The following is a 24400-nucleotide window of genomic DNA, read 5'->3' on the forward strand; positions in this document are numbered from 1 at the left end:
CGGTTCTGTGGTCTAGCGTGGATCCATGACTGTCGGACCACCGCATACGCGAAAGAGTCTGGCCCGTGATCTGGCGGAACTCGGCCTCGCCCCTGGAGACACCGTCATGGTGCACACCGCGTTCAGGAAGGTCGGTCCGGTCCTGGGCGGCCCCGACGCACTGATCGACGGGTTGCTCGACGTCGTCGGTGCCACCGGTTCGGTGGTGTCCTATCAGGATTGGGAACTCGGCGCCGACGTGTGGGACGACAAGGGGCGCGTTCTCGACTCGTTGCGACCACACGTGCCGCCGTTTCACCCGCAGACGGCTCGGCCCGCGCGCGATCACGGGATCGTCGCCCTGATGATCGGCACACGCCGGGGTGTCAGGCGCAGTGCGAATCCCGGGGCGTCGATCGCCGTTCTGGGCGCGCGAGCCGACGAACTGACGCGCGCCCATTCGCTCGAAGACGGGTACGGTCCGGGTTCGCCGTTGTCGCGTCTGGTCGATGCCGGCGGCCGGGTGCTCATGGTCGGCGCACCGCTGGACACCATGACGCTGCTGCATCACGCCGAAGCCCTCGCGGACCTGCCCGGCAAACGGCGCGTGCGGATCGAGTATCCGCTGCTGGCCGACGGCGGCGGGACGGACTGGCGGTGGGCCGAGGAGTTCGATACCTCGCGTCCGGTCGTCGATGGCCTCGACGATCTTTATTTCGCCACCGTCGTGCGCGATTACCTTGCGACCGGTTCCGGCGCCCAAGGCCGTGTGGGCTCGGCCGACAGTGTGCTTGTCAACGCCGCGGACATCATCGCCCACGCCGTTGAATGGCTCGAGAAACGGCCCCACTGACGAGCACCGACACGGTGGCAGCGTCTTCGGGCGAGGGCGACCGGACATCCTGCGGTATTCCTTTCCGCGCCCATGGGCCGGATGACGCCGCCTTCCCGTTCCCAAGGACCATCGAATCATCTTGCTCCGAGGCACCGATCCGACCAAAATCCGATCTCGTGTGTTTCCCCTGATCAATCTGTTACCGTGACTCCGTGCACCTTCCTCTCTACCTCTGATCCGAGCCTGAGCGCCCGCCCCGCCAACTAGGTGGCCGCGGGTGCCTGACGTATGCATTGGCCCGCTCCGGGTCTTTCGTCGGCTCGATGAGCTCTTGCACGCCCCGCTGCGATCGTGCCGGGCGGAGCTCTGTTCGGAGGAACATTGGTCACCCCCAATCCCAAACTTGTGCTGCCCGCTGGGGGGCGGGCGCAATTGACCGCGAATGGCATCCACATCGACCGTGGAGGTCGCACGGTTCTTTCCGGCGTCGATATGACCGTCACGCCGCGATCCCGATGGGGAGTCGTGGGCGAGAACGGCCGCGGAAAGTCCACACTGCTCCACATCCTCGCCGGTGTACTGGAACCTGATGCCGGAACCGTGCAGCGGATCGGCACCCTCGGCGTCGCTGAGCAGGAGATGCCGGCAACCGACGGTCGCACCGTCGCAGACCTGGTTGACATCGAGCTCGCCGACGTCCGCGCGGCCCTGGCCGCGCTCGACGCCGGCGCCGAGGACCTCGCGGACGGGAGTTCCCGGGCCGCCGAGAGATACGCGGCCGCCCTGAGCACCGCCGAGGTTCTGAACGCATGGGACGCGGACCGACGCGTTGACCTTGCGCTTGAGAACCTGGGTGCTGTCACCGACCGGTCGCGTCCGTTGGCGGAGCTGTCCGTCGGGCAGCGCTACCGTGTCCGACTGGCCTGTCTGCTGGGTGCCTCGCACGACTTCCTGCTACTGGACGAGCCGACGAACCACCTCGACTCGGCCGGACTCGACTTTCTGACCGATCAGCTGCGCGGGCACGAGAACGGCGTGGTGCTCGTCAGCCACGACCGCGCCCTGCTGTCGGATGTGGCCACGACAATGCTCGACCTCGACCCGAGCCGCGACGGCCGGCCCCGTGTCTACGGCGGAGGGTTCGCCGGCTACCAGGAGGGCCGACGCACCGAGCGCGAACGATGGGCGGCCGAGTACGAACAGCAGCAGGCCGAACACGTGCGCCTCGCCCAGGATCTCTCCGCGGCACAGAACCGTCTGGTCGGCGGATGGCGGCCGGACAAGGGCACCGGCAAACACCAACGGGCGACCCGCGCCCCCGGCCTCGTCCGTTCGGTCCACCGTCGGCGTGACGACCTGGAGGCGCACGCGGTCACCATGCCGCCGCCCCCACTACGGTTCCGGATGCCGGAACTGGCCGCGCGGCCCGGAGTGGTCCTGTTGAGGGCCGACGAGGTCACCGTCGAGGGGCGTCTGGAGCAGCCGGTCACGGTTGCCCTCGGCTCAGGGGCACGGCTGGTGGTCACCGGAGCCAACGGAGCGGGCAAATCGACGCTCCTGTCGGTCCTCGCCGGCCGAATCGAGCCGACCGGCGGAGGTGTGCGCAGCGCACGTAGCGCCAGGGTGCGGTTGCTGACGCAGGAGTCGCCGCAGGCGGGTTCGCGCCGCGCCCGCGACGTGTTCTCGGTCCACATGAACCGGCTCGTTGACAAGGGCGTCCTCGGGGAGGGCGAAGCGGTCTCCCTGAGCTCTCTGGGGCTGCTCTCGTCCGAGGACGTTGACAAACCGTTGCGTGAGCTGTCAATGGGGCAGCAGCGCAGGTTCGACCTTGCTTTGGCGCTGGCGTCTCGTCCGCATGTCCTGTTGCTCGACGAGCCGACGAACCACCTCTCGATCGCCCTCGTCAACGAGCTCACCGAGGGGCTCGGCTCCACCGGGGCGGCGGTGGTGCTCGCCACCCACGACCGGCAACTGCAACGCGACGTCGGTTTCTGGGATCGGCTCACACTGAGGCCGCCCCCCGACAAGGCGACCGGCCGGTCGGGTGCGTGACGGAGGGGAGCAGGCATCGCGGTGTTCACAGCGGTCGGGGCTTATTTGTCCAAGGCGAGAACGCACCCCCTTGGACGAATAAGCCCGAGCAAGCAAGAAGAGGAGGCTGCTGCTCGCCCCGTGGCCGCCGGGGGGGAGAGAGAACACGGCGGCCGATCCCGTCGGTCCCCGTGACGACGCAACCGCCGAGGACTGCCCGGGGTCGGTGGACCCACAGGTGGCGGCAGGTCTGCTCACCACCTGTGGGTCCGGCGCGCCGGTCCTGCACGAGAGTGATGTGTGGTTGTCGAGATCACAAGAGCCGCTTCGCTCATATTTGAGATAAATTCTCGAATATGAGAGAGATCGATGCGGCCCTCCCGGCCTCCGCCCCCGACAAGGTGGAGGCCGGACTCGCGTCCAGGCTCGCCGACCTCAGGGAACAGCACGCCTGGTCGCTGGAGGAGTTGGCTCGACGTACCGGGGTGAGCCGATCGACCCTGTCCCGAATGGAACGCGCGCAGATCAGCCCCACCGCAACAATGCTGGGCAAATTGTGTGCGGTCTACGGGCGGACGATGTCGCAGCTCCTGGCCGAGGTGGAATCGGAGCAGCCCCAGTTGGTGCGTGCCGACGTCCAGCAGATATGGCGCGACGAGGCGTCCGGCTTCACCCGCCGGTCGGTGTCGCCTCCACAGTCGGGGTTTCGCGGCGAGGTCGTCGAGGGCATCCTGCGCCCGGGCTCGGACATCGCCTACGACCAACCGCCGATACCAGGGCTGGAACAGCACATCTGGGTGCTGGAAGGCACGGTGCGGATCACCACGGGTGACCACGTGTACGACCTCGCGACGGGAGACTGCCTGCGGTTCCGGCTCCGGGGCCGCTCGCGCTTTTACTGCCCGGGGCCCGCAGCCGTCCGGTACGTCCTGCTGATCGTCCTGCCGTGAACCGCGTGGGTCCTCCCGCCCTCCCTTCACCGCCTGCCACCGAGTAGAAGGACCGTGCGATGCCCACCATCACCCGCCTGACGGCCGACGGCTTCCCCGATCACGTCGAGGACCTTGCCTCCCTCCTCACCGATGCCGTGACCAGCGGCGCTTCCGTCGGTTTCCTCACGCCCTGCCACCGGTCCGCCGTGGACTGGTGGCGCGCGCGGGCACGAGCGGTGGCCGAGGGGAAACTGATCGTCTGGGTCTGCCGTACCGCCGAGGGAATCGACGGCACGGTCAGCCTCGCGCCTGCCGACCTCCCCAACGGGCGCCACCGTGCCGAGGTCAGCAAGCTTCTGGTCCACCGCCGGGCTCGCGGAGGAGGGCTGGGGCGCGCGCTTCTCACCGCGGCCGAACAGGCCGCCGTCCGCGCCGGGACCACTCTCCTCCTGCTGGACACCCAGACCGACAGCCCCGCCGAGTACCTCTACCGGAGCGCAGGCTGGACCAGGTACGGCCTTGTCCCCGACTACGCGCGCGACCCGGCCGGCGTCCTCCGGGACTGCAGCTTCTACTACAAGCGATTCGCCCCCTGAGCTGCTCGCCGTGGCACGCGCGTGCCCGAGACCGCTTCCGGGTGACCGACAGGAGATGTCAGGTACCGGGTGCCACCATTTCTCCGGCCGGTAGCCGGTACCGGTTCGCGGAGAGGACGGACAGCCATGAAGGAAACGGTTTCAGCGAGGCTTGAGGGCAGGGTCGCCCTTGTCGCGGGGGCCACGCGGGGCGCAGGACGGGGGATCGCGGTCGAACTCGGAGCGGCCGGGGCCACCGTCTACGTGACCGGCCGCAGTACCCGCGGCCTGCGCTCGGAGTACGACCGCCCCGAGACGATCGAGGACACCGCCGAGCTCGTAACCGCCGCGGGAGGCACAGGAATCGCCGTTCCCACCGACCACCTGGTGGCCGACCAGGTCCGCGCCCTGGTGGAGCGTATCGATACCGAACAGGGGCGCCTCGACGTACTGGTCAACGACATCTGGGGAGGTGAATCACTCTTCGAATGGGACAGTGCCGTGTGGGAGCACGACCTCGACAACGGCTTACGACTGTTGCGCCTCGCGGTGGAGACGCACGCCATCACCAACCACCACGCACTGCCCTTGCTGTTGCGTACCCCCGGTGGCCTCGTGGTGGAGATGACCGACGGCACAGCGGAGTACAACGCCTCCACGTACCGGGTCTCGTTCTTCTACGACATCGCCAAGGCGGCGGTGCTGCGCATGGCCTTCGCCCTTGGGCACGAGGTGGGACCGCGCGGTGCCACGGCGGTCGCGCTGACCCCGGGATGGATGCGGTCGGAGATGATGCTGGAGCACTTCACGGTCACCGAGGACACCTGGCGCGACGCCCTCGAACGCGAACCGCACTTCTGCATCTCCGAGACACCGCGCTATGTCGGGCGCGCGGTGGCAGCGCTCGCGGCCGATCCGCAGCGCTCGCGCTGGAACGGGGAATCGCTGTCCAGCGGCCGGCTCGCGCAGGTGTACGGCTTCACCGACCTCGACGGAAGCCGCCCCGACGCCTGGCGCTACATCGTGGAGGTGCAGGACGCCGGACGGACCGCCGACGCGACCGGATACCGTTAAACGGTTTGCGCCCCGAGACGCTCATCCTCGACACTTGCCAGGTCAGCGCCTCTCGTCACCATCGAACCGCTCGGTTCGGTGGTGGCTTCCGGCATGTTCGCAGGACATGCGACCATGCGCGGAGCGTCCCAGGGTGCATTGGGAAAACGGCTGTGCACAGCCCCGGCCATCGGTTGCGAGGAGCCCCGCACACAGTGTCCGAGAACCGTGAACACGCAGAACCCGTTCCCGTGGAAGACCGGCACGCGTTGCAGGCCGACTGCGCGAACTGCTTCGCGTTGTGCTGCGTGGCCCCGGCCTTCTCCGCTTCGGTTGACTTTGCGATCAGCAAGGACGCCGGTCAGGCGTGCCCCAACCTGCAGCCCGATTTCCGCTGCGGCGTTCACACCCGCCTTCGCCCGAAGGGTTTTCGGGGTGCACCGTTTACGACTGCTTCGGGGCGGGACAACAGGTCTCCCAGGGCACCTTCGGCGGACAGGACTGGCGACGGGTTCCACAGGCCGCGAAACAGATGTTCACGGTCTTTCCGGTCATGCGCGACCTGCACGAATTGCTGTGGTACCTGACCGAGGCGAGGTCGCTGTGCCCCACCCTCCCACTCCGTGAGGAGCTCACCGCACAGATCGAGGTGACCCGGAACCTGACCCGCAGCGGCCCCGATGAACTGCTGGAACTCGATGTGACGGCCCATCGGAGGAACGTCAACCCCCTGCTCCTGCGCACGAGCGAACGCGTCCGCGCCGGCTTCCTGAGCGAGAAGAAGGACCACCGGGGTGCCGACCTCATCGGGGCGAAGCTCAAAGGGCGCGATCTCACGGGCGCCAATCTGCGTGGTGCCTGTCTTATCGGCTCCGATCTCCGAGGAGCCGACTTGGCGATGGCCGACCTGACCGGCGCCGACCTCAGGGATGCCGACATCAGAGGTGCCCACCTCGCCGAGAGCATCTTCTTGATCCAGTCCCAGGTGGATGCGGCCAAAGGCGACACCTCCACGATGCTTCCGCCGTCACTCGCCCGCCCGGGACACTGGTTCACAGGCTGACCGTGCTCGGAGCGTTCAGACGTGAAAGGGCACGGTGGTCACGACGATCTTCGGCAGTGGGCGAAGCGCACGCCGAAGCCGAGCGGCGAGCCTGCTGTGCAGGAGGCGGTGCCACCAGTGGACGGCCACGATCTCGGGAAGGATCACGGTCACGGTGAGACCCGGACGCTGTTCGTGGAGCGCCTCGATGTAGTTGACCAGTGGGGCGACCACCGCCCGATACGGGGAGACCACGACCTCCAGCGGGAGATGGTCGCCCCACAGCACCCAGTAGTCCCGAAAACGTGCGGCCTCGTCTTCGCTGGTGCTCACGTGGAGTGCGAGGACGGGTTGCTGTAGCGATGCCGCATACGCCAGTGCGCGCATACTGGCCAGATCCATTGTGCCGATCGGGACGACCGACAGGTGGTGGATCTCTTCCGGGGTCTCCTCGTTCTCGCGGGCCGCCCACTGCGCGGGCGACTCGGGTGCGCCACGCCGGACGGAGGACGCGGGCTCGCAGCTTCCGTAGTGTGCGGGAATCGTGTGCATGGGCAGTTCGATTGCGTGGGAGTGCAGCCGAAGGGCCCGGCCAACGGTGTCGTAGTGGCGGCGAATTCGCAGCGTCACCAGGACGAACACCCCGACGATGAGGATGGCCACCCATGCGCCGGAGGTGAACTTGGTGATCCCCGCGGTGACGAAGACGATCCCCGACAACAGGGCGCCGGTGGCGTTGAAGGCCAGGCGCTTGCGCCAGTCACGGTTGCGCAGGCGCCACCAGTGGACCACCATGCCGGTCTGGGAAAGCGTGAAGGCGAGGAAGACCCCGACCGCGTACAAGGGGATCAGGGAATCGGTCTTTCCGTCGAACGCCACGTAGACCAGGGCCGCGGACACGGACAGCAGGATGATCCCGTTGCTGAAGGCGAGCCGGTCGCCCAGCCGGAGGAAGCTGCGCGGGGCGTGGTCGTCCCGCGCGAGCAGGGAGAGGACCCGGGGGAAGTCGTTGTAGGCGGTGTTGGCAGCCAGGAGCAGCACGGCCGCCGTGGCCGCCTGCACGAAGACGTACATCCACCCCGAACCGAAACTGCGGTGGGCCAGTTGCGACAGGAGGGTCTCCTGAGTGCTGGGGACCACTCCGCTGAGGTGGGTGACGGCGACCATTCCTGCGAACAACGCGACGAGGATGACGATCATCCAGGTCAGGGTCGTTCGGGCGTTGCGCCACTCCACGGGTCTGAACGCCGGCACCGCGTTGGAGATCGCCTCGATCCCGGTCATGGCTGTCGCCCCGGACGAGAAGGCGCGCATCAGCAGCAGCACCGTGACACCCTCGACGAGGGTCACTGGAGGGGCGGGGACCGGTTGGAAGCCGCGTCCCGCCGCATCGACGAGACCGGCCGCGATCAGCGCGAACATCGCGATGACGAAGAAGTAGGTCGGGGCCGCGAACAGCACGCCGGCCTGCCGGATACCGCGGAGGTTCCCGGCGAGCAGGACCGCGATCACCCCGACCCCGATCGGCACGGTGGCCTCGGTCAGGGCGGGGACCGCCGAGGTGATCGCCGCGACCCCGGCGGAAATGGACACGGCAACCGTCAAGATGTAGTCGGTCATCAGGCCGGCTGCGGCGATCAGACCCGGGACGCGCCCCAGGTTGGCGCTGGCGACGATGTAGGAGCCTCCGCCGTGCGGATAGGCGCGGATCGTCTGGCGGTAGGACAGTCCCACGACCAGCATCAGGAACACGATCGCCACGGCGATCGGCAGCGAATAACCCAGTCCGACGACACCGGCCAGGACGAGGACGGTGAGCATGGCTTCTGGCCCATAGGCGACGGAGGAGAGCGCGTCGGCGGACAGTACCGGCAGCGCCACCAGTTTGCGCATCCGCTCGTAGGCGATCGCGGTGCTCTTCAACGCCGCACCGAGGATCACTCGGCGCACACGGTATCCGACGCGTCCCAGCCGGGTCGGTGGCACTTCCGTGCCCTCGGTGATCTCCATCGGAGGCTGACCGCTCAGGGCGGAGACACGCACCAGCCGCTCGAACCGGCTGGGCAGGATTTCGGCGGGGGCGGGGAACCTGCCCAGGTCCGGGTTGACGGGCAGTGCCCGGCGCCATACCGCCGGGTCGCCCGCCACCCGCCCCCATTCCCGTCCGACGAGGCGCAGTACCTGGAGCTGTTCCTGGTCGAGTCCGGGCAGCAACGGGGGAGTGCTCGGGGGTTCGGGAGCCCGGGTGTGGCCGCTTCCACGGGAGTGTCGGTGCGCGTCCGCCATGGGGCTCAGTGTTGCCCGCGATCGAGCGGCGGGAGGGTACCCACGCGGTAGCCGGCAGGTATTTTCCCTGGTGGTTACCTACGGCTCCCTTGAGTCGGCGCCGGGCCGGTCGAATACGGCGGGCTTCGTCAGACCGTCACGGTGGTGCGGTCGCCGAGTTCCGCGGAGATGAGTGTCTGCGCGGCTCTGCGTGCCTGGCGGGCCGGGTCGGGGCTGCCCGCGATCGCAGCGGTCGTCTGGGCTCCTTCGGCCAGGAGAGCCAGGTACCCGGCGAGCTCTGCCGATCCGCCCGCCTGTGCGACCAGGCCGACCATGAAACGCTGGAACGATTCCTTGTGCTCCCTGACAGCGGCGGCGATGCTCGGCGCGGTGCCGATCTCCCCGAAGGCGTTGATGAACCCGCACCCGCGGAACGTGTCGTCGGTGAACCAGCCGGCCAGGTAGTCGTAGACGGCGAGCACCCTGTCCTGGGGAGCCCCGACCTGGGAGACCTGCGCCTCGAGCCCTTGTGTCCACAGCTGGTGCCGGTGGCTCAGGACCCCGAGCACGATCTCCTCCTTGGAGGAGAACAGTGAGTACAGGCGCTTGAGCGAGACTCCGGACTCGGTGCGGAGCCGGTCCATGCCGACGGCCTGGATGCCGTTGCCGTAGTACAGCCGGTCGGCCGCCTCGATCACCCGACGCCGGGCTTCCACATCGTCCATACCGCGAGTCTAACTTGCGCGGAGAACGATCGCTCTCTAGGGTGGAAAGCGTAAGAGAACGATCGTTCTCCACAAAAGGGAGGCCACCACCATGGGGTACATCACCGCCGGCAGTGAGAACAGCACGCCCATCGAGCTGTACTACGAGGACCACGGCACCGGTCAGCCGGTCGTACTCATCCACGGCTACCCGCTCAGCGGTACTTCATGGGAGAAGCAGACCGCCGCGCTGCTGCGTGCCGGCTACCGGGTCATCACCTACGACCGGCGCGGCTTCGGGCAGTCGAGCAAGCCGACCGTCGGCTACGACTACGACACCTTCGCAGCCGACCTGAACGAGGTGCTGACGGCCCTTGACCTCGGGGACGTCGTCCTCGTCGGTTTCTCCATGGGGACGGGCGAGGTCGCGCGTTACCTCGGCACCTACGGATCGGCCCGGGTCGCCAAGGCCGTCTTCCTCGGGTCGCTGGAGCCGTACCTGCTCAGGACCGACGACAACCCCACCGGTGTTCCCCAGGACGTCTTCGACGGACTGCTGGCAGCGGTGACAAAAGATCGCTACGCGTTCTTCACCCAGTTCTTCGCGGACTTCTTCAACACCGACACCTTCCTGGGCAATCGGCTCAGCGAGGAGGCGCTGCGCGCCAACGTCGCAGTCGCCGCAGGAGCCTCGCCGTACGCCTCGGTCGCCGCGCAGCCGACGTGGCTCACCGACTTCCGCTCCGACATCACCACGATCGACGTTCCCGCGCTGATCGTGCACGGCACCGCCGACAACATCCTGCCGATCGACTCCACGGGCCGCCAGTTCACCAAGGCGCTGCCCGCTGCCACCTATGTCGAGATCGAGGGGGCACCGCACGGACTGCTGTGGACGCACGCGGAGGAGGTCAACTCCGCGCTGCTGCGGTTCCTGAGGGAGTAGCCGGCCCCACCGCTGCGATCGGGCCCGGCCGTTCGCCGGACCTGATCGCAGCGGACGTCCGATGCCCGGCCTCCGACGTCCGCCCTGCGGGGGCGGCGACGGCGAATCCTCCGGCGGTTCCCGGGAGAAGCCGCGCACGCGAACCGCCGTTTCCCGCGGGAGAGTCAGCCGAAACCACCGTTGCTCATCAGCAACTGGCCATTGATCCACTGCCCCTGCGGCGAGCAGAGGAAATCCACCAGGTGGGCGGTGTCCTGAGGTGTGCCGAGGCGGGCGAGCGGGGTGTGGTCAACGCAGTCCGTCCTCGTCCGATCGGACATCCAGCCGGTGTCCACGGGACCGGGGTTGACGACGTTGGCACTGACGCCGAGATGGGCGAGTTCGTGCGCGGCGGCCAGGGTGATGCGGTCCATGGCCCCCTTGCTCGCCCCGTAGGGCAGGTTCTGCACGGTGTGGTCGCTGGTGAGGCCGATGATCCGTCCGCTGCCGGGAGCGCCGCGAAAACGCCGTCCGTACTCGCGGATCAACAGCCAGGTGGCGCGCGCGTTGACGGCGAAGTGCCGGTCGAAGCTCTCCACTGTGGTGTCGAGCAGGCCGGAGTTGACCGACTCGCAGTGGCACATCACCAGGGCGGTGACATCGGTCAACCGGCTTTCGGCATCGTCGAAGATCCGGGCGGGGGAGTTGACGTCGGTGAGATCGGCCTCGATCGCGACGACGGCGGCACCGTGTGCGGCGATGGCCGCCCCGATCGTGTCGGCGGCACCCTCTTGCGCTCCCCATGCCATGCGCGCGTCGTAGGGGGTCCAGTAGGTGAAGGCGATGTCCCATCCCGACGCCGCCAGCTGCGTGGCGATGGCAGCGCCGATACCGGCGCTGCGGCCCACACCGGTGACCAGCGCCAGCGGTCGGGAGTCCCTGGTGGAGTCCTGGAGGAAAACGGGCCGGCACTGATCAGGGGTCATGACACAGGATCGTCGGGCACCCGGATCGGGACGGCAACTGTTTTTCGGGGGCGTGCCCTCAGGGGCCTCGCGAGAAGGCTCCGATCGGCGAGACCACGCTTGCCGTGCACCGGGGAAAGAGACAGGGGCGGGGGCCGGTCAGCCGCGCATGACGCGTTCGACGAGGACCTGCCAGCTTTCGGACAGGAGGTGGGCCGATCCCGACGGGCCGGGGGCTTCGTCCATCGACAGGTACAGCAGCAGAGGAGCTTCCAGGGCCGCGGTGAGCTGGACGGCGAGACTGTCCAGCAGGGGCAGGGGGACGAGCAGTCCGGCCTGGCCGAGCAGCATACGGATGTGGGGCTGGGTCATGCCGACCCCGTCCTCCGAGGCCGGCTGGGTGTGGTCCATGGCCGCTCTGGCAATCGCGTGGTGGTCCAGGAGGAAAGGGATCCGGGCGCGACCGTAGGCGATCAGGCGTTGCTCGGCGTCGGCACCAGGGCCCAAGGGCGGCGGCCCGGACAGCACCTGTTCCTGGAACCGACGCTCGTCGTCGTCGAGCAGGGCCCGGAAGATTCCTGCGCGGCTGCCGAAACGGCGGAAGACGGTCCCTTTTCCCAGCTCGGCGCGCTCGGCAAGGCCGTCCATGGTGACCTTCCCCGGTCCGTGCTCCGTGATCATCGCGCGGGCCGTCTCCAGCAGGCGCTCACGATTGCGCACCGCGTCCGCACGCTCACCACGCGGCTTCCCGAAGGGCACTACAGGCGTATTCACAGGGACAACCTACCCCCGGAGATGCTAAGCGGGGTAAAGTCCGTTTATGCTGGGGTGTGGCACCGGTCAATCGTCCGGCCCGTAGTCATGCCGCATGCCGCAGAGCTGCACATCCTTGGAGAAGTGAGACCTATGAACCTGTTCCGACTGGACACCAGCATTTTCCCGACCGCCTCCGCCAGCGCCGAGATCGCCGACCGCGCCGAGGCCGAATGGACGTCCGCGCACCCCGAGGGCAGCGTGATCCGTCGCAACCTGGGGACCGACCCGCTGCCCTCCGACGCCTGGGCACTCGCCACCACGGCCGGTTCCACCCCCGAGGACGACCGCACCCAGGTCCAGCGCGATGCACTCGCCCTGGTGGCCGACCTGGCCGCCGAACTGCAGGACGCCGACGCCGCGATCCTGGCTGTGCCGCTGTACAACTACGGCGTCTCCCAGCACTTCAAGGCATGGGTCAACCTGGTGATCGCGGGCGGAGGACCCACCAACCCGCTGCTGAAGGGCACGCCCACCGTGCTGGTCACCACTCTCGGCGGCGGTTACGGCCCCGGAACCCCGCGCGAGGGCTGGGACCACTCCACCCCCTACCTCGAGCGCGTCGTCGGCGACATCTGGCAGGCCGACCTCACGGTCATCAAGCGCGAACTCACCCTGGCCGCGACCACACCGGCCATGGAGGGCCTGAAGGACCTCGCCGAGCAGCAGCACTCCCAGGCCCTGGCCGCCGCACGCGACGCCGGCCGGGTCCTCGCCGGAAACTGAACCCCTGGTGGGGGCGGCACACCCGCCCGCGGCGTCGCCCCCACCGGTCGCTCTCCAGACCGCCCGTGCCGGCCGCTTCCCCCAGCCTGCCGATCTCAGTCCAGGAAAAGGTCTGCGAGCCGGGGAAGACGACGCGACGTCTCCGCGTCGTCCTCGGGGTCCCAGTTCACCCCGGTCGGCCGTTGCGGCCGCGTCATTTCCCGCACCGCTCTCTCGGTCACCGTGGTGAGGGACTCGGTCACCCCTTTCCCCTTCGCATACGTCTTCCCGACGAGACTGCTCAGGGACTCGTATCCGATCCACGCGCTTTCGCCACGGCTCATCCGGATGACCACGGGAAGGTCGGCCAGAGTGTCGGGGTCGGCGACAGCCTTGGTGAAGGTGTCGCGTCCAAGAAGGATCAACCCGTCGCGGAAATCCATGAAACCGTCGTCCCCGCAGCCGCCCTCAATCAGATAAGCAGCGTTTTGCAGCGGATACCGAAGCGCGGAGTCGCTCACCTCGATCCTCGTGAGGGAGAAGTCGATGATCTCCGCCGGCGTCAGCGCGGCCAGCACGTCGGCCAGCGCCGCCGGCAGCGGGTCGTCCGGCAGATTACGGTCGTCCGCCCGGTCGCCGACGCCGGCACGCGCGGTCTCGATGAGATCCCACCACATGTCGATGTGCATGCCGGCAATCCTAGGGAGGGCCGGTCCGCCTGCCGTCCACAGGTTGCCCGTCCTCACCAACGGGTCGGTGAGCCGATCGTTGGTCTACCCGTCGAATGTCTCGTCGATGCGCAGGCCGCCTGCGAAGGGCATCGTCTGCCACTGGTCAACGGCTGGCCTGAGGTACTCCATCAGCTCGGGCAGCTGCGGGACAAGCGTGAGGGTGGCGACGACCCGCAGCATACCCAGGGCGTTGACGAAACCCAGGGCCTCCTCGTCGAGCGGTCTCGTGCCGTTGCGCCGCGCGCCGCGGTTGTAGGCGGATTCGTGCTCGGATCCGAGAGCGGCGAGGTCCCATTCGACGGGCCCCAGCGTGACCAGTTCGAAGTCGGCGTAGAGGTCTCCGTCCACCCCGGAGAAGATGTTGGCGGGCGGGGAGTCGCCGTGGACGGGCTGGAGCCCCACACCCGGGAACCGGGCCTCGAAGGCCGCGCGCGAGCGCACGAGTGGTTCCAGGATCTGCCACTCGCGGCGGGCGCGGTCCAGCTCGGCCGTTCCGATCAGGGCACGGTGTCGGTCGAGCCGGGCAAGGCTTTCCGCGATGAACTGTGGATCGGCCGCAGACAGAAACTCCAGGGGGCCGGGGTAGGCGCGCATTGCCGCGTGCAGATCGGCGACGCTCTCGGCGTTCGCCACGTAATCGGGTTTCCTGTCCCGGTCCTCCTGGACGAACGGCCAGAACGTCATCGAGAAACCGTCGCGTTGCACGGGTTTTTGCGGCACGAGCGGACTGGGCGCGATCACGGGAACCCCCTGACCGGCGAGCCAACGTGTCACGTCCAGCTCGTCCTGTTGGCGGCGTGCGAGGGCGACCAGGTCCTCCGGGTGCGGCAAGACGGTGGGAATCCGGGCCACGACCGGAGAGGGCGCGAGGTGGACGACGACGGAGAAGACGTCGTGCAGCACCGTGGGATCGGTAACGGTCAGGCCGAGCTCGCGCCCTGCCGCGACGGCCGCGCCGACGGCGGCGGAGGTCCGGTCGGCGAGCTGTTGTGGTGTCAGGAACGTGGTCATGGCTCCATCATTTCAGCGGGATCGGGCTGCCAGGAGTCGTTCGGCCCCCAATCCTGTTCCGATGTTCCTCACCCCGCCTTCCTCCTCGACGACGACGCCGGACCCGCGTACCCACTGGGGAGGCGGGGAACCCCGCACCCGGTGTGGCCGGGCCACACGGATCTGCTGGACGTGGCGGAGGAAACCGCCCGAACAGGGGGTAATGACCCGTTGCCGTTGTACGGCCCCGCCCGGTTCGGGCGGGGCCGTACTCATTTCCGGGGCTGGTCCTTTGATGCCGGGTCCATCGTGTCCGTCCCGACCGTCACGGCGGTCAGCTCATCCCAGAGCCTTCGCCACGGTTCGACGGGGAAATGGGAATCGAGCCGGCCGAGGTTCTTCCGCATGGCCTCGGCGAACCACCGTTCGCCGTCGGCCCGGGCACGCATGAGTTCGAGCATCTTCTCGGCCGTCCCCCTCAGGTCGCCCTCCCCGTGGAGACGGGCGCACAGGAACGCGTCACCGTAGATATCGCAGAAGGCGTTGAAGTCACCGACCGCACTGGGGATACCCGCGACGGTCGCGAGCGCGGGCCCCAGCCCGACACTCTCCACGTCCGGGCGGTTCGGTGTGAAGAGCACCCCGCCACCGGTGGCGGCACCCACCCGCAGAAGGTTGACCTCGTCGAGGTGCCAGAGGCGGTCCGCTCCCCGGTAGCTCTGGAGCGGCACCCCGTCCAAGAACCTCACGTGGTCCAGAACGTCCTCGTGCAGGGCCTCGTCGAGCACCTCCTTCGTGTAGTCCGGGTCCTCACCGAGATCACCGAAGACCAGCAGGAGAGGCTCCGACCGCCCTTGCTCCCTGCTCACCTCCCGTATGCGGGAGAAGAGCCGTATCGAGATCTCCACCCCTTTGACCCTGAAGACACGGACGGGGACCAGGAGCAGCGGCTGTCCCGGTACGGCGCCGATCTGCTCCAGGAACTCCTCGTGCCGGTCCTCCAACACCTCGGAGGGAGCTGCGGGCAGCACGTTGGGGACCGTGACGGGTTCCAGCGGGGTGGGATATCCGGAAGCCTCGACCCGCAGTGCCTCCGACACCACCGCCCAACGGTGTGCGTCGTGTCGGCCCGGCAACGGGGTGAATTCGTTGGGGGCCGGGGGATAGACCCGTTCGTCGCCCTCGTGCACGGCGTAGCTGCCGAACAGGTCGTGGTCCCAGAAGAGGACTCCACCGGGCCGTCCGCCGCCCCAGCGCCGCGCCGCGGCCCGGTGAAGGGCAAGGGTCACCGGAACCGCGTCGGTCAGGGTCATGTTGACGGCCACCACCCAGTCCGTGTCGTGTTCGTCGAGCCACTCGGAGAAGTACGTCTCGTAGGGAGCAGCCAGAGCCTCGATGCGCTGACGGAGCCGTGCTTTCTCGCCGGGGTCCAGATCGTCCGCCCGGGCGACCAGGCGTCGTACGTCGAGGAGTTCATCGGCCAGTTCCGGTCCCGCGCAGGGAAGGGTCGTGCTGACGTCGAGCCAAGGAGGGTAGCAGTCCGGTTCGGTGCCGTTGGGAAAGAACGCGGGCTTGTCGGGACGCCACGAGTAGCCGAGGTCGGCCGGGATGGGTTCTGCCGGGGACGGTTTCCCGTGAAAACGGGTCACGACATTGCGAAAGACGGTGAGCAGACCACTGACGGGGAGCCCGTCCCCGCACACCAGCGCGAGCTTGACCAACGTTTCACCTTTCTCACCGGGCCCACCACGATTGCGGCCCTTCGAACGGTCACGAACACCACGGGTCGGGTCGATGGGCCGAGCGCCGTGACCGCGGTCGCCGGGGTCAGGCGACGGCCAGCAGCGCACATGTCCGCCGACGACGCGCAGCGCCGGCCGAAGGGGGCGTGGGCGGACATGGTCCGATCCTTTCGGAGGCGGTCGGCGCAGGAGCTGGTTTTGCCTAAAAGGCGTTTACGAAACCAGGAAAGCTCTCAACGTCCCCCGTGCCGCTGGTCCGTGGACTCGTTGCGCGTCAACTCCGAGTTCAGGTCGGCGCGGAGAGCCACCACGCCCGTGCGCCGGAGCAGGCGGAGGCCCTGCCGCGCGGGGTCGCCCTGCCGGGCGGTGTGGTCCGGCAACAGTTGAGTGCGGTCTTTGAAGTCCGTCAAAAAATTTCGCGATGGGATGTCGAGAACCCGCGCGCGGCTCCGTCCCCAGGAGAGAACACGGCCACAATGGGCCGTATCTCACCGAGGAGGACATGATGGCCAAGTACCTGCTGCTCAAGCACTACCGGGGCGCGCCGGCACCGGTCAACGACGTGCCGATGGACCAGTGGGAGCCGGAGGAGGTCTCGGCCCACATCCAGTACATGCGCGACTTCGCCGCTCGACTGGAGGGCACCGGCGAGTTCGTCGACAGCCAGGCGCTCTCGCCGGAGGGCACGTTTGTCCGCTACGACGGTGAGGGCCGGCCGCCGGTCACCGACGGCCCGTTCGCGGAGACCAAGGACCTGATCGCCGGCTGGATGGTGATCGACGTCAACACCTACGAGCGCGCACTCGAACTGGCCGGCGAGCTGTCCGCGGCCCCGGGCGCGGGTGGGAAGCCGATCCACGAGTGGCTCGAGGTGCGACCGTTCTACTCCGAGCGGCCCACGGCCACCGAGTGAACGAGTCGCTGCTCCGGGAGCTGGTGCCCACGGTGATCGGTGTTCTCGTCCGTCGCGGGGCCGAGGTCTCCGAGATCACGACGAGACCTGGCGACGAGGTGGGGCGGGAACTGCTCGGTACCCTTTCGAGGGCCGCCAAGCCCGAGGACGAAGATGCGTTCCTGGAACAGATGGTTGCCGAGCGCCGTGTGGTCATCCGGTTGACGGTGGACCGGCTGTACGGAACAGCGTTCGATATCGAGGGCTAGAACATTTCGGACCCGTGCTGGTCGAAGCCGCTCGGTGAGGGCTGCGACCAGCACCGCAGCACACAGCGATCCTGGCGTACCTCGTGGCCACGGCGCCCTGGCGCCGAGAATGTCGTAAGAGAACGCGCCAAGGGGCTCGAAACCTTCAGGATCGACAGGAAAAGGCCGGTCACGAAGCCGACTTCGTCGGCAGAGGGTTCACCCAGCTGCCCAGCTGCCCAGCACGCGGGAGCGCTCGGGTTACCCGGCCGGGTTCGTGTTCGAGCTGGTGGGCCTCCGCGGGGTCTGCGTCCGATAGGACCGCCCCAGTTCCGCGCCGAGCCCGAAGTAATGACGGAAGTTGTAGATGAGCGGACTCCACTCGGCTGGATCGACATGCTGGGTCCCGGGGACGACGATGCGTGAATCGGCGTGTACTTTTCGGGTGACCGACTCGACGATGACGAACGCCCCGGAGATGTCCGGACGTATTCGCTGGGCGCGGGCCTCCAGTTGGAGGGGGCATTCGGCGACACGGGGCGGCCCGACCACATGCGAGGGCTCGGCGCGGAGACCGGCCGCGGTGAATTTGTCCTGTTCGAAACGGCAGCCGTGCGGTTTGGTCGGGGGCACCGGATGGCGGCCGGTCAGCGATGCCAGTCGCTCCACCTGCGGCCACAGCTCGGGGGACGGCAGATTGATGACCAGTTCGGGACGGTCACGGAGGTTGTCCGCAGTCTGCCCATCGCCTCCCAGCCCCAGCACGATCACCTTCCCCAGGGCCCAGGCCGAGGAGATCGGGGCGAGGTTGAACGACCTGTCCGGGTTCTCCGTCGAGAGGAGCACGACCGGCGTTCCGAAGTACAGGATGCTCGGCTCGATGGCACGGTGGGTGTCGACCTGTTCCGCGGACGGCACACAGCCGGGTTCGTTGTCCATGCTCGCAGCCTAGAAACGGGATGCTTCGGCAGCGGCCGAAGCATCCCTGGTGATAATCGAGTCCATGAACGTCCAAGCGACTGGTCCCGATCTGGCGGCCGTTGCCAGGCTGTTGGCCGACGGTACGCGTGCCGGCTTCTGCCTGGCCTTGCTCGACGGCCGGGCATGGACCGCCGTCGAATTGGCCCGTCACGCAGGGGTGGCCGCTTCGACGGCAACCGGGCACCTCAACATGCTCGTCCGTGGGGGACTGCTCACCGAGGAGCGGCAGGGACGCCACCGTTATGTTCGCCTTGCCGATCCCCACGTCGCCGAGTTGATCGAGAATCTCACCGCGATGGCTCCGCACAGCCCTCCCGCACCCCGTTCCCTGTCGGCGGTGCGTCGCAGCCGAGCCCTCGCCTACGCCCGGACCTGCTACGACCACCTGGCCGGAACCGTCGGGGTCGCGATCACCGACGCAATGACCGAGCGGGAACTACTGGACTGGCGACACGGGCTGAGCCTGACCCGTGACGGAGTGATCTGGCTCGTGGAACTCGGCATCGCCGTCCCGACCGCCACGCGTCGCCCCTCCGTACGATCGTGTCTGGACTGGACGGAGCGTCGGCCGCATCTGGCGGGTGCGGTCGGTGCAGCAATATGCCGCCACGCCTTGGACTCCGGTTGGATCGCCCGAATCGGCACGACCCGCGCCGTGTGCGTCACGGCCGACGGCCGAAATGCTCTGCGCGTCCATCTCGGCCTGTCCGACGATTCCCTTTCGGGCCGGTGACCCGTTCCCACGGCAGGATCACGGGTGGCAGGAACCTTCTCGCCCCGATTCTCCGGACCATCCCTGACCCGTCGTCGTGCCCGAACGACATCCGGCCCCGCGGAAGTCGTGTCACCATTTCGTACCGGGCCCGGTGGGGACTTCCCGGGTGTCGGTCAAGGGCCGACGTAAGCCGCGAGGTGCTCGCCGGTGAGAGTGGAGCGGGCGGCGACGAGGTCGGCCGGTGCGCCTTCGAACACGATTCGGCCGCCGTCGTGCCCGGCACCTGGGCCGAGGTTGACGATCCAGTCGGCGTGTGCCATGACCGCCTGGTGGTGCTCGATGACGATCACCGACTTGCCCGAGTTGACGAGCCGGTCGAGCAGGCCGAGTAGCTGTTCGACATCGGCGAGGTGGAGGCCGGTGGTCGGCTCGTCCAAGACGTAGACGTCGCCCTTCTCAGCCATTCGAGTGGCCAGCTTGAGCCGCTGCCGCTCGCCGCCGGACAGCGTGGTGAGCGGCTGACCGAGCGTGAGGTAACCGAGCCCGACGTTGACGAGCCGGTCGAGGATGGTGGACGCGGCCCGAATGGGTGCCTTGCCGGCACCGAAGAACTCCTTGGCCCCGTCCACCGACATCGCGAGCACTTCGCTGATGTCGCAACCGCCGAGGTGGTAGTCCAGCACCGATGCCTGGAATCGTTTCCCCTCGCACTCCTCGCAAGTGGTGGCGACGCCGGCCATCATCGCGAGGTCGGTGTAGATGACGCCGGCACCGTTGCAGCCGGGGCAGGCGCCCTCGGAGTTGGCGCTGAACAGGGCCGGTTTCACCCCATTGGCCTTGGCGAACGCCTTGCGGATCGGGTCGAGGAGTCCGGTGTAGGTCGCCGGATTGCTCCGCCGCGAGCCACGGATTGCGCCCTGGTCGATCGAGACCACGTCCGTGCCGGTGGGGATCGACCCGTGTATCAGTGAACTCTTGCCCGAACCGGCGACACCGGTGACGACGACCAGTACCCCGAGCGGGATATCGACATCGACGTCACACAGGTTGTTCGTCGCCGCGCCGCGGATCTCCAGGGTGCCCTTCGGTGTTCGCACCGTGCTCTTGAGGGCGGAGCGGTCGTCGAAATGACGACCGGTGACGGTGCTGCCGGACCGCAGCCCCTCTACGGTTCCTTCGTAGCAGACGGTGCCCCCTGCCGTGCCGGCGCCTGGGCCGAGGTCAACGACGTGGTCGGCGATCGCGATCGCCTCCGGTTTGTGCTCCACGACGAGTACGGTGTTGCCCTTGTCGCGCAACCGCAGCAGCAGTCCGTTCAACCGCTGGATGTCGTAAGGGTGCAGGCCGGTGGTGGGCTCGTCGAAAATGTAGGTGACATCGGTGAGCGACGAGCCGAGGTGGCGGATCATCCTGGTGCGTTGCGCCTCGCCGCCCGACAGCGTGCCGGCCGGCCGGTCGAGCGAGAGGTAGCCCAGCCCGATCTCCATGAACGAGTCGAGGGTCTGCAGCAGCGCGGCCAGCAACGGCGCCACCGACGGTTCGTCGAGGCCTCGGACCCATTCGGCGAGGTCGCTGATCTGCATCGAGCAAGCGTCGGCGATGTTGATCCCGTCGATCAGTGAGGAGCGGGCAGCCTTGCTGATCCGGGTGCCATCGCATTCGGGACAGGCCGTGAAGGTGACCGCCCGGTCTACGAACGCCCGGATGTGCGGTTGCAGCGAATCGGGATCCTTGGAGAGGAACGACTTCCGTACTTTGGGGACCAATCCCTCGTAGGTGAGGTTGACTCCGTCGATCTTCACCTTGACTGCCTCCTTGTGGAGGAAGTCGTCGCGCTCCTGCTCGGTGTACGCGCGGATCGGCTTGTTCGGGTTGACGAAGCCCGACTCGGTGAAGATCCGTACCGTCCAGAAGCTGTCCGCCTTGTAACCGGGAACGGTGATGGCGCCTTCAGCAATCGACTTGGACTCGTCGTAGAGCTGGGTGAGGTCGATGTCGGAGACCGTTCCTCGGCCTTCGCAGCGAGTACACATGCCACCGGTACGGGTGAACGTCTGTTTCACGCTTTTGCGGGCGCCGCGTTCGATCATGATCGCGCCGCTTGCCCGAACCGAGGGGACGTTGAAGGAGAACGCGTTTGGCGAGCCGATGTGCGGCTGGCCGAGCCGGCTGAAGAGGATGCGCAGCATTGCGTTGGCATCGGTGGCGGTGCCGACCGTCGAACGGGCATCGGCACCCATGCGCTGCTGGTTGACGATGATCGCGCTCGTCAGTCCTTCGAGTACGTTGACCTCGGGCCGCGCCAATGCGGGCAGAAAGCCTTGCGCGAAAGCACTGTAGGTCTCGTTGATCATCCGCTGCGACTCGGCGGCGATCGTTCCGAAAACCAGCGAGCTCTTGCCCGAGCCGGAGACACCGGTGAACACCGTCAGACGACGCTTCGGGATCTCGACGCTGACGTCCTTGAGGTTGTTCACGCGTGCCCCGTGCACGCGGATCAGGTCATGGCTGTCGGCAACATGCGGCTCGGGTGGCTGTGTTGTCGTCCCCATCGTGTCTCCATCTGTCGGGCGGGACCACTTCGGCGTCTTCGCCGGTGTCATCTGACTCAAGCCGACCATCTTCGAGTATGTCGCGTGTCCCCGTCAGGCGCGATTATCGCCCGCGTTGCGACACTTTTCCGACCGTCGGCTCAACCGGCCTGCACCGGACCACCACTGTTTCGCAAGCTGCCTCGTGAAGCCTCCCGGGGGCCAGTCCGCGTTATCAATCCGTGTTGAGTTGGTTTCGTTTGCAAAACGTTAATAAGCAAACGAAAAACGTTTCAAGCAAACTTAATTAAACCCCAAGGGGCGGGATTTCTGACCCCTGATAAGTGAACCTTATCGAGGGTCAGGGTGTCAGGGAGTGAAAAGTGGGCCCCGGCGGTCCCGGGAAGCGTTGCAACGTTATTCAGAGAGTCTCCGAGAGGGTCAAAACGCGATCGAAGCTCTGAGGTGGCCGTAGGCGCATTCGACGCATGGGGGCACCGAATGCCACGGGGATGATCATGAAAGCCCGGCAGCGTCGATTCTGTGGCGTCGTTTTTTGGGCAAGAGCTTGAAAAAACTTCACAAAACGGGCAGGAGGTCGTTGGGAGGCGACACAGCGATGAGCACGGACCATCCTGAACTGGGGCTTAGCCAGGGCCACGTCCCGCGCGCAGCGGGACGGGAGCAGCGTGAGCATCCGAGGCCGGGAGCCAGGATGACGTCACCACCCGGCTTTCCCGTGGCGATCGCAGCCAACGGCATGGCATGGAGGACGTGCACGATCCCACTGGGAAGAACCAGATGGTCGGACGCGACACGCGAGCGCCAACCGGCAAAGGGGACAAGAACACACGGGGCGCTTGGACGGTTGTGATCGAAGAAGGGCGGCGCAGAGAACCACCCGGTTTGTGACCGTGGCTCCCCTCGCCGAAACGCGCGTGCTCATGTAGTCGGAGATCCGGAACGCTGTCCTGTTCCATGGATACGACCCGGGAGAAAGCCGTTGGCGCAAAGGAACGATCCTCGCCCTCATCCACTACCGTCCACGGCACTTTGAGTGCTTTTCGGCCCATGAAGCGCCGGCATGGTGGGCAACAGCGCGATAAACGTGAAGCTGATCGAGGCCCAGACCTAGGCGCCCATCGTGCGGTTCTGGGGCAACGGACTACTCGCCGCAGGAGGCGCCCGATCGCTCAGAGGAAGGCGCCTCCGGAGACCTCGATGCGCTGGGCGGTGACCCAGCGCAGACCCTCGGATGCCAGCGTGGCGATGGCGTCGGCGATCTCCTCAGGTTCGCCGACGCGGCCGAGTGCGGTCTGTCCGGCCAGAGCCTGACGCATCTCGGCGTCGTCCCGCATCGCCCCACCGTTGAAATCGGTGGCGGTCGGTCCCGGAGCGATGGAGTTGACCCGGATTCCGCGCGGGCCGAGTTCTGCGGCGAGGGTGCGGCTCAAGACTTCGACGGAGGCCTTCGAGGCGGAGTAGACCGAGGTGGCGGGGCTGGTGTGGCGGGTCAGTGACGTCGAGACGTTGATGACGCGGCCGCCTCGGGGCAGCAACGGCACAAGTGACTGGATGAGGAAGAACGTGCCCCGGACGTTGGTGTCCATCACCGTGTCGAAGTCGTCGATCGTGACGTCCTCCAGCGGTCCGAAGATCCCCACTCCCGCGTTGTTGACCAAGATGTCGAGCCGCGAAGTACCCCAGCGCTCCAGCTGCTCGCTCAATTCGGAGGTGAAGGACGCGAAAGAGGAGACGTCGCTGATGTCGAGCCGGAGAACAGCGGCGGTCCCGCCCACCGCCTGCACCTGTTCCACCGTCATCTCAGCCCCGGCCTCATCACCGCGGTGGGTGACCAATACCCGCACCCCGCGCGTGGCCAGAGCGATGGCCGCGCCACGTCCGAGGCCGCGATTCGCACCGGTCACCAAAGCGGTCTTAACGATCGTCATGAACTGTTCCTCCACCGCGCGGCTACCGGAATTCACCCAGTGCCGTAGATACGATACGAGTCACTCGACTCGCCTTTCCCTCGCACCATAAGCGGGGCCACCGAGGCGAGTCAAGTGACTCGCCTCGGTTCTGCGGCATACTGTCCGTATGGCCGCAGACCTCTCCGAACACCACCGCAGAGTCGCTCAGCAGAAACGCGAGGCGATCACCACCGCAGCCGCAGAACTGTTTTTGGACCGCGGCTACGACGGCACCTCACTGGCCCGGATCGCCGAAGCAGCCGGGGTCTCGAAGTCCACCCTGTTCAAGCGGTTCCCCACCAAGGCGGCCCTCTTCGAGGCCATCGTCACCGAGTCCTGGCAGCGCGACGCCGGCGACGCTGCCGCACGGCCACAGACCGGAGATCTGCGCTCCGGCCTGACCACCATCGGCCACCGCTATGCCGATCTGGTCGGCCAGCCCGGCATGACGGCCCTGTTCCGGATCGTCATCGCCGAACTGCCTCGTTTCCCCGAACTGGGACGGATGCAGTTCCAGCTCGGCAAACTGCCCTACTTCACCTCCGTTCAGCACTACTTGGAATCCGAGCACGAGGCGGGCAACGCTGATGTCCCGGACGCGGAGAGCGCCGCGAACCAGTTCCTGGGCATGATCGCCAACTACGTCCTGTGGCCCCGCATGCTGCTGACCGACTGGAACCCCGCAGCCTCCGACATCGACGACGCCGTCGAACAGGCCGTCCAGACCATGCTCGCCAGATACACCCCGAAGCCGGAACGCTGACACTGGCGCG

Annotated in this window: 22 protein-coding genes; 12 read left to right on the forward strand and 10 right to left on the reverse strand. The window is 67.4% G+C overall.

Annotated features, from left to right (window positions below):
* Positions 1 to 25 precede the first annotated feature (25 nt).
* The 6 genes from aac(3) (at position 26) to AC0VYP_RS12095 (ending at position 6468) form a co-directional block, all read left to right on the forward strand.
* Positions 26 to 832 (forward strand): aminoglycoside 3-N-acetyltransferase, encoded by an 807-nt coding sequence (aac(3), locus tag AC0VYP_RS12070; protein WP_475474100.1) that lies wholly within the window; start codon positions 26 to 28, stop codon positions 830 to 832.
* A 363-nt stretch (positions 833 to 1195) separates the two neighbouring features.
* Positions 1196 to 2866, forward strand: coding sequence for an ABC-F family ATP-binding cassette domain-containing protein (locus tag AC0VYP_RS12075; protein WP_475474101.1), 1671 nt, complete (start codon positions 1196 to 1198; stop codon positions 2864 to 2866).
* A gap of 335 nt (positions 2867 to 3201) precedes the next feature.
* Positions 3202 to 3795 (forward strand): helix-turn-helix domain-containing protein, encoded by a 594-nt coding sequence (locus tag AC0VYP_RS12080; protein ID WP_285759777.1) that lies wholly within the window; start codon positions 3202 to 3204, stop codon positions 3793 to 3795.
* Between the two features lie 59 nt (positions 3796 to 3854).
* Positions 3855 to 4373, forward strand: a complete 519-nt coding sequence (locus tag AC0VYP_RS12085; RefSeq protein WP_475474103.1) for a GNAT family N-acetyltransferase — start codon at positions 3855 to 3857, stop codon at positions 4371 to 4373.
* A 126-nt stretch (positions 4374 to 4499) separates the two neighbouring features.
* Complete coding sequence (locus AC0VYP_RS12090) at positions 4500 to 5426, forward strand: SDR family oxidoreductase (protein WP_285759781.1); 927 nt, start codon at positions 4500 to 4502, stop codon at positions 5424 to 5426.
* Positions 5427 to 5958: 532 nt separating this feature from the next.
* Entirely contained in the window at positions 5959 to 6468 is a 510-nt protein-coding gene (locus tag AC0VYP_RS12095; protein WP_475474105.1) for a pentapeptide repeat-containing protein, read from the forward strand.
* A gap of 15 nt (positions 6469 to 6483) precedes the next feature.
* Here the strand turns inward: AC0VYP_RS12095 and AC0VYP_RS12100 are convergent, their stop codons facing one another.
* Together AC0VYP_RS12100 and AC0VYP_RS12105 are read right to left on the reverse strand one after the other, a co-directional pair.
* Entirely contained in the window at positions 6484 to 8733 is a 2250-nt protein-coding gene (locus tag AC0VYP_RS12100; protein ID WP_475474106.1) for an APC family permease, read from the reverse strand.
* Positions 8734 to 8861: 128 nt separating this feature from the next.
* Positions 8862 to 9437 (reverse strand): TetR/AcrR family transcriptional regulator, encoded by a 576-nt coding sequence (locus AC0VYP_RS12105; RefSeq protein ID WP_285759786.1) that lies wholly within the window; start codon positions 9435 to 9437, stop codon positions 8862 to 8864.
* A 91-nt stretch (positions 9438 to 9528) separates the two neighbouring features.
* On the opposite strand from AC0VYP_RS12105, the gene AC0VYP_RS12110 reads away from it, so the two are divergent.
* Positions 9529 to 10362, forward strand: coding sequence for an alpha/beta fold hydrolase (locus AC0VYP_RS12110; protein WP_475474108.1), 834 nt, complete (start codon positions 9529 to 9531; stop codon positions 10360 to 10362).
* A 164-nt stretch (positions 10363 to 10526) separates the two neighbouring features.
* Here AC0VYP_RS12110 and AC0VYP_RS12115 read toward each other — a convergent pair whose 3' ends face one another.
* Both AC0VYP_RS12115 and AC0VYP_RS12120 read right to left on the reverse strand, forming a co-directional pair.
* Positions 10527 to 11327, reverse strand: coding sequence for an SDR family oxidoreductase (locus AC0VYP_RS12115; protein WP_475474109.1), 801 nt, complete (start codon positions 11325 to 11327; stop codon positions 10527 to 10529).
* A 138-nt stretch (positions 11328 to 11465) separates the two neighbouring features.
* Positions 11466 to 12080 carry a TetR/AcrR family transcriptional regulator gene (locus AC0VYP_RS12120; RefSeq protein WP_285759789.1) on the reverse strand — a complete coding sequence of 205 codons (615 nt, stop codon included), beginning with the start codon at positions 12078 to 12080 and terminating at the stop codon, positions 11466 to 11468.
* A gap of 132 nt (positions 12081 to 12212) precedes the next feature.
* On the opposite strand from AC0VYP_RS12120, the gene AC0VYP_RS12125 reads away from it, so the two are divergent.
* A complete protein-coding gene (locus tag AC0VYP_RS12125) occupies positions 12213 to 12845 on the forward strand; it encodes an FMN-dependent NADH-azoreductase (RefSeq protein ID WP_475474111.1) in 633 nt (210 codons plus the stop codon).
* A 95-nt stretch (positions 12846 to 12940) separates the two neighbouring features.
* Here the strand turns inward: AC0VYP_RS12125 and AC0VYP_RS12130 are convergent, their stop codons facing one another.
* The 3 genes from AC0VYP_RS12130 to AC0VYP_RS12140 all read right to left on the reverse strand — a co-directional run bounded on the left by AC0VYP_RS12130 (position 12941) and on the right by AC0VYP_RS12140 (position 16266).
* Entirely contained in the window at positions 12941 to 13513 is a 573-nt protein-coding gene (locus AC0VYP_RS12130; RefSeq protein WP_475474112.1) for a DUF4240 domain-containing protein, read from the reverse strand.
* Positions 13514 to 13597: 84 nt separating this feature from the next.
* On the reverse strand, positions 13598 to 14566 hold the full coding sequence (locus tag AC0VYP_RS12135; protein ID WP_285759792.1) for a phosphotransferase: 969 nt from the start codon (positions 14564 to 14566) through the stop codon (positions 13598 to 13600).
* A 251-nt stretch (positions 14567 to 14817) separates the two neighbouring features.
* The gene (locus AC0VYP_RS12140) at positions 14818 to 16266 is read right to left on the reverse strand and encodes a glycosyltransferase family protein (protein WP_475474114.1); all 1449 of its coding nucleotides are present in this window, start codon (positions 16264 to 16266) and stop codon (positions 14818 to 14820) included.
* A 526-nt stretch (positions 16267 to 16792) separates the two neighbouring features.
* Here AC0VYP_RS12140 and AC0VYP_RS12145 point away from each other — a divergent pair.
* Positions 16793 to 17200 (forward strand): YciI family protein, encoded by a 408-nt coding sequence (locus AC0VYP_RS12145; RefSeq protein WP_475474235.1) that lies wholly within the window; start codon positions 16793 to 16795, stop codon positions 17198 to 17200.
* A complete protein-coding gene (locus AC0VYP_RS12150; protein ID WP_285759794.1) occupies positions 17197 to 17448 on the forward strand; it encodes a hypothetical protein in 252 nt (83 codons plus the stop codon). Before AC0VYP_RS12145 ends, AC0VYP_RS12150 begins: the two co-directional genes overlap by 4 nt.
* A 240-nt stretch (positions 17449 to 17688) precedes the next feature.
* Here the strand turns inward: AC0VYP_RS12150 and AC0VYP_RS12155 are convergent, their stop codons facing one another.
* Complete coding sequence (locus AC0VYP_RS12155; RefSeq protein ID WP_475474116.1) at positions 17689 to 18366, reverse strand: flavin reductase family protein; 678 nt, start codon at positions 18364 to 18366, stop codon at positions 17689 to 17691.
* Positions 18367 to 18430: 64 nt separating this feature from the next.
* Here AC0VYP_RS12155 and AC0VYP_RS12160 point away from each other — a divergent pair, with 64 nt between their 5' ends.
* Positions 18431 to 19141, forward strand: coding sequence for an ArsR/SmtB family transcription factor (locus AC0VYP_RS12160; protein WP_475474118.1), 711 nt, complete (start codon positions 18431 to 18433; stop codon positions 19139 to 19141).
* 155 nt (positions 19142 to 19296) lie between these two features.
* Here AC0VYP_RS12160 and AC0VYP_RS12165 read toward each other — a convergent pair whose 3' ends face one another.
* Both AC0VYP_RS12165 and AC0VYP_RS12170 read right to left on the reverse strand, forming a co-directional pair.
* Complete coding sequence (locus AC0VYP_RS12165; RefSeq protein ID WP_475474120.1) at positions 19297 to 21675, reverse strand: ATP-binding cassette domain-containing protein; 2379 nt, start codon at positions 21673 to 21675, stop codon at positions 19297 to 19299.
* A 1172-nt stretch (positions 21676 to 22847) separates the two neighbouring features.
* Complete coding sequence (locus AC0VYP_RS12170) at positions 22848 to 23606, reverse strand: SDR family NAD(P)-dependent oxidoreductase (RefSeq protein WP_475474121.1); 759 nt, start codon at positions 23604 to 23606, stop codon at positions 22848 to 22850.
* Between the two features lie 148 nt (positions 23607 to 23754).
* Here AC0VYP_RS12170 and AC0VYP_RS12175 point away from each other — a divergent pair, with 148 nt between their 5' ends.
* Entirely contained in the window at positions 23755 to 24390 is a 636-nt protein-coding gene (locus AC0VYP_RS12175; RefSeq protein WP_285759799.1) for a TetR/AcrR family transcriptional regulator, read from the forward strand.
* Positions 24391 to 24400: the final 10 nt, after the last annotated feature.

The organism is Nocardiopsis sp. iso_186 (assembly GCF_056173365.1).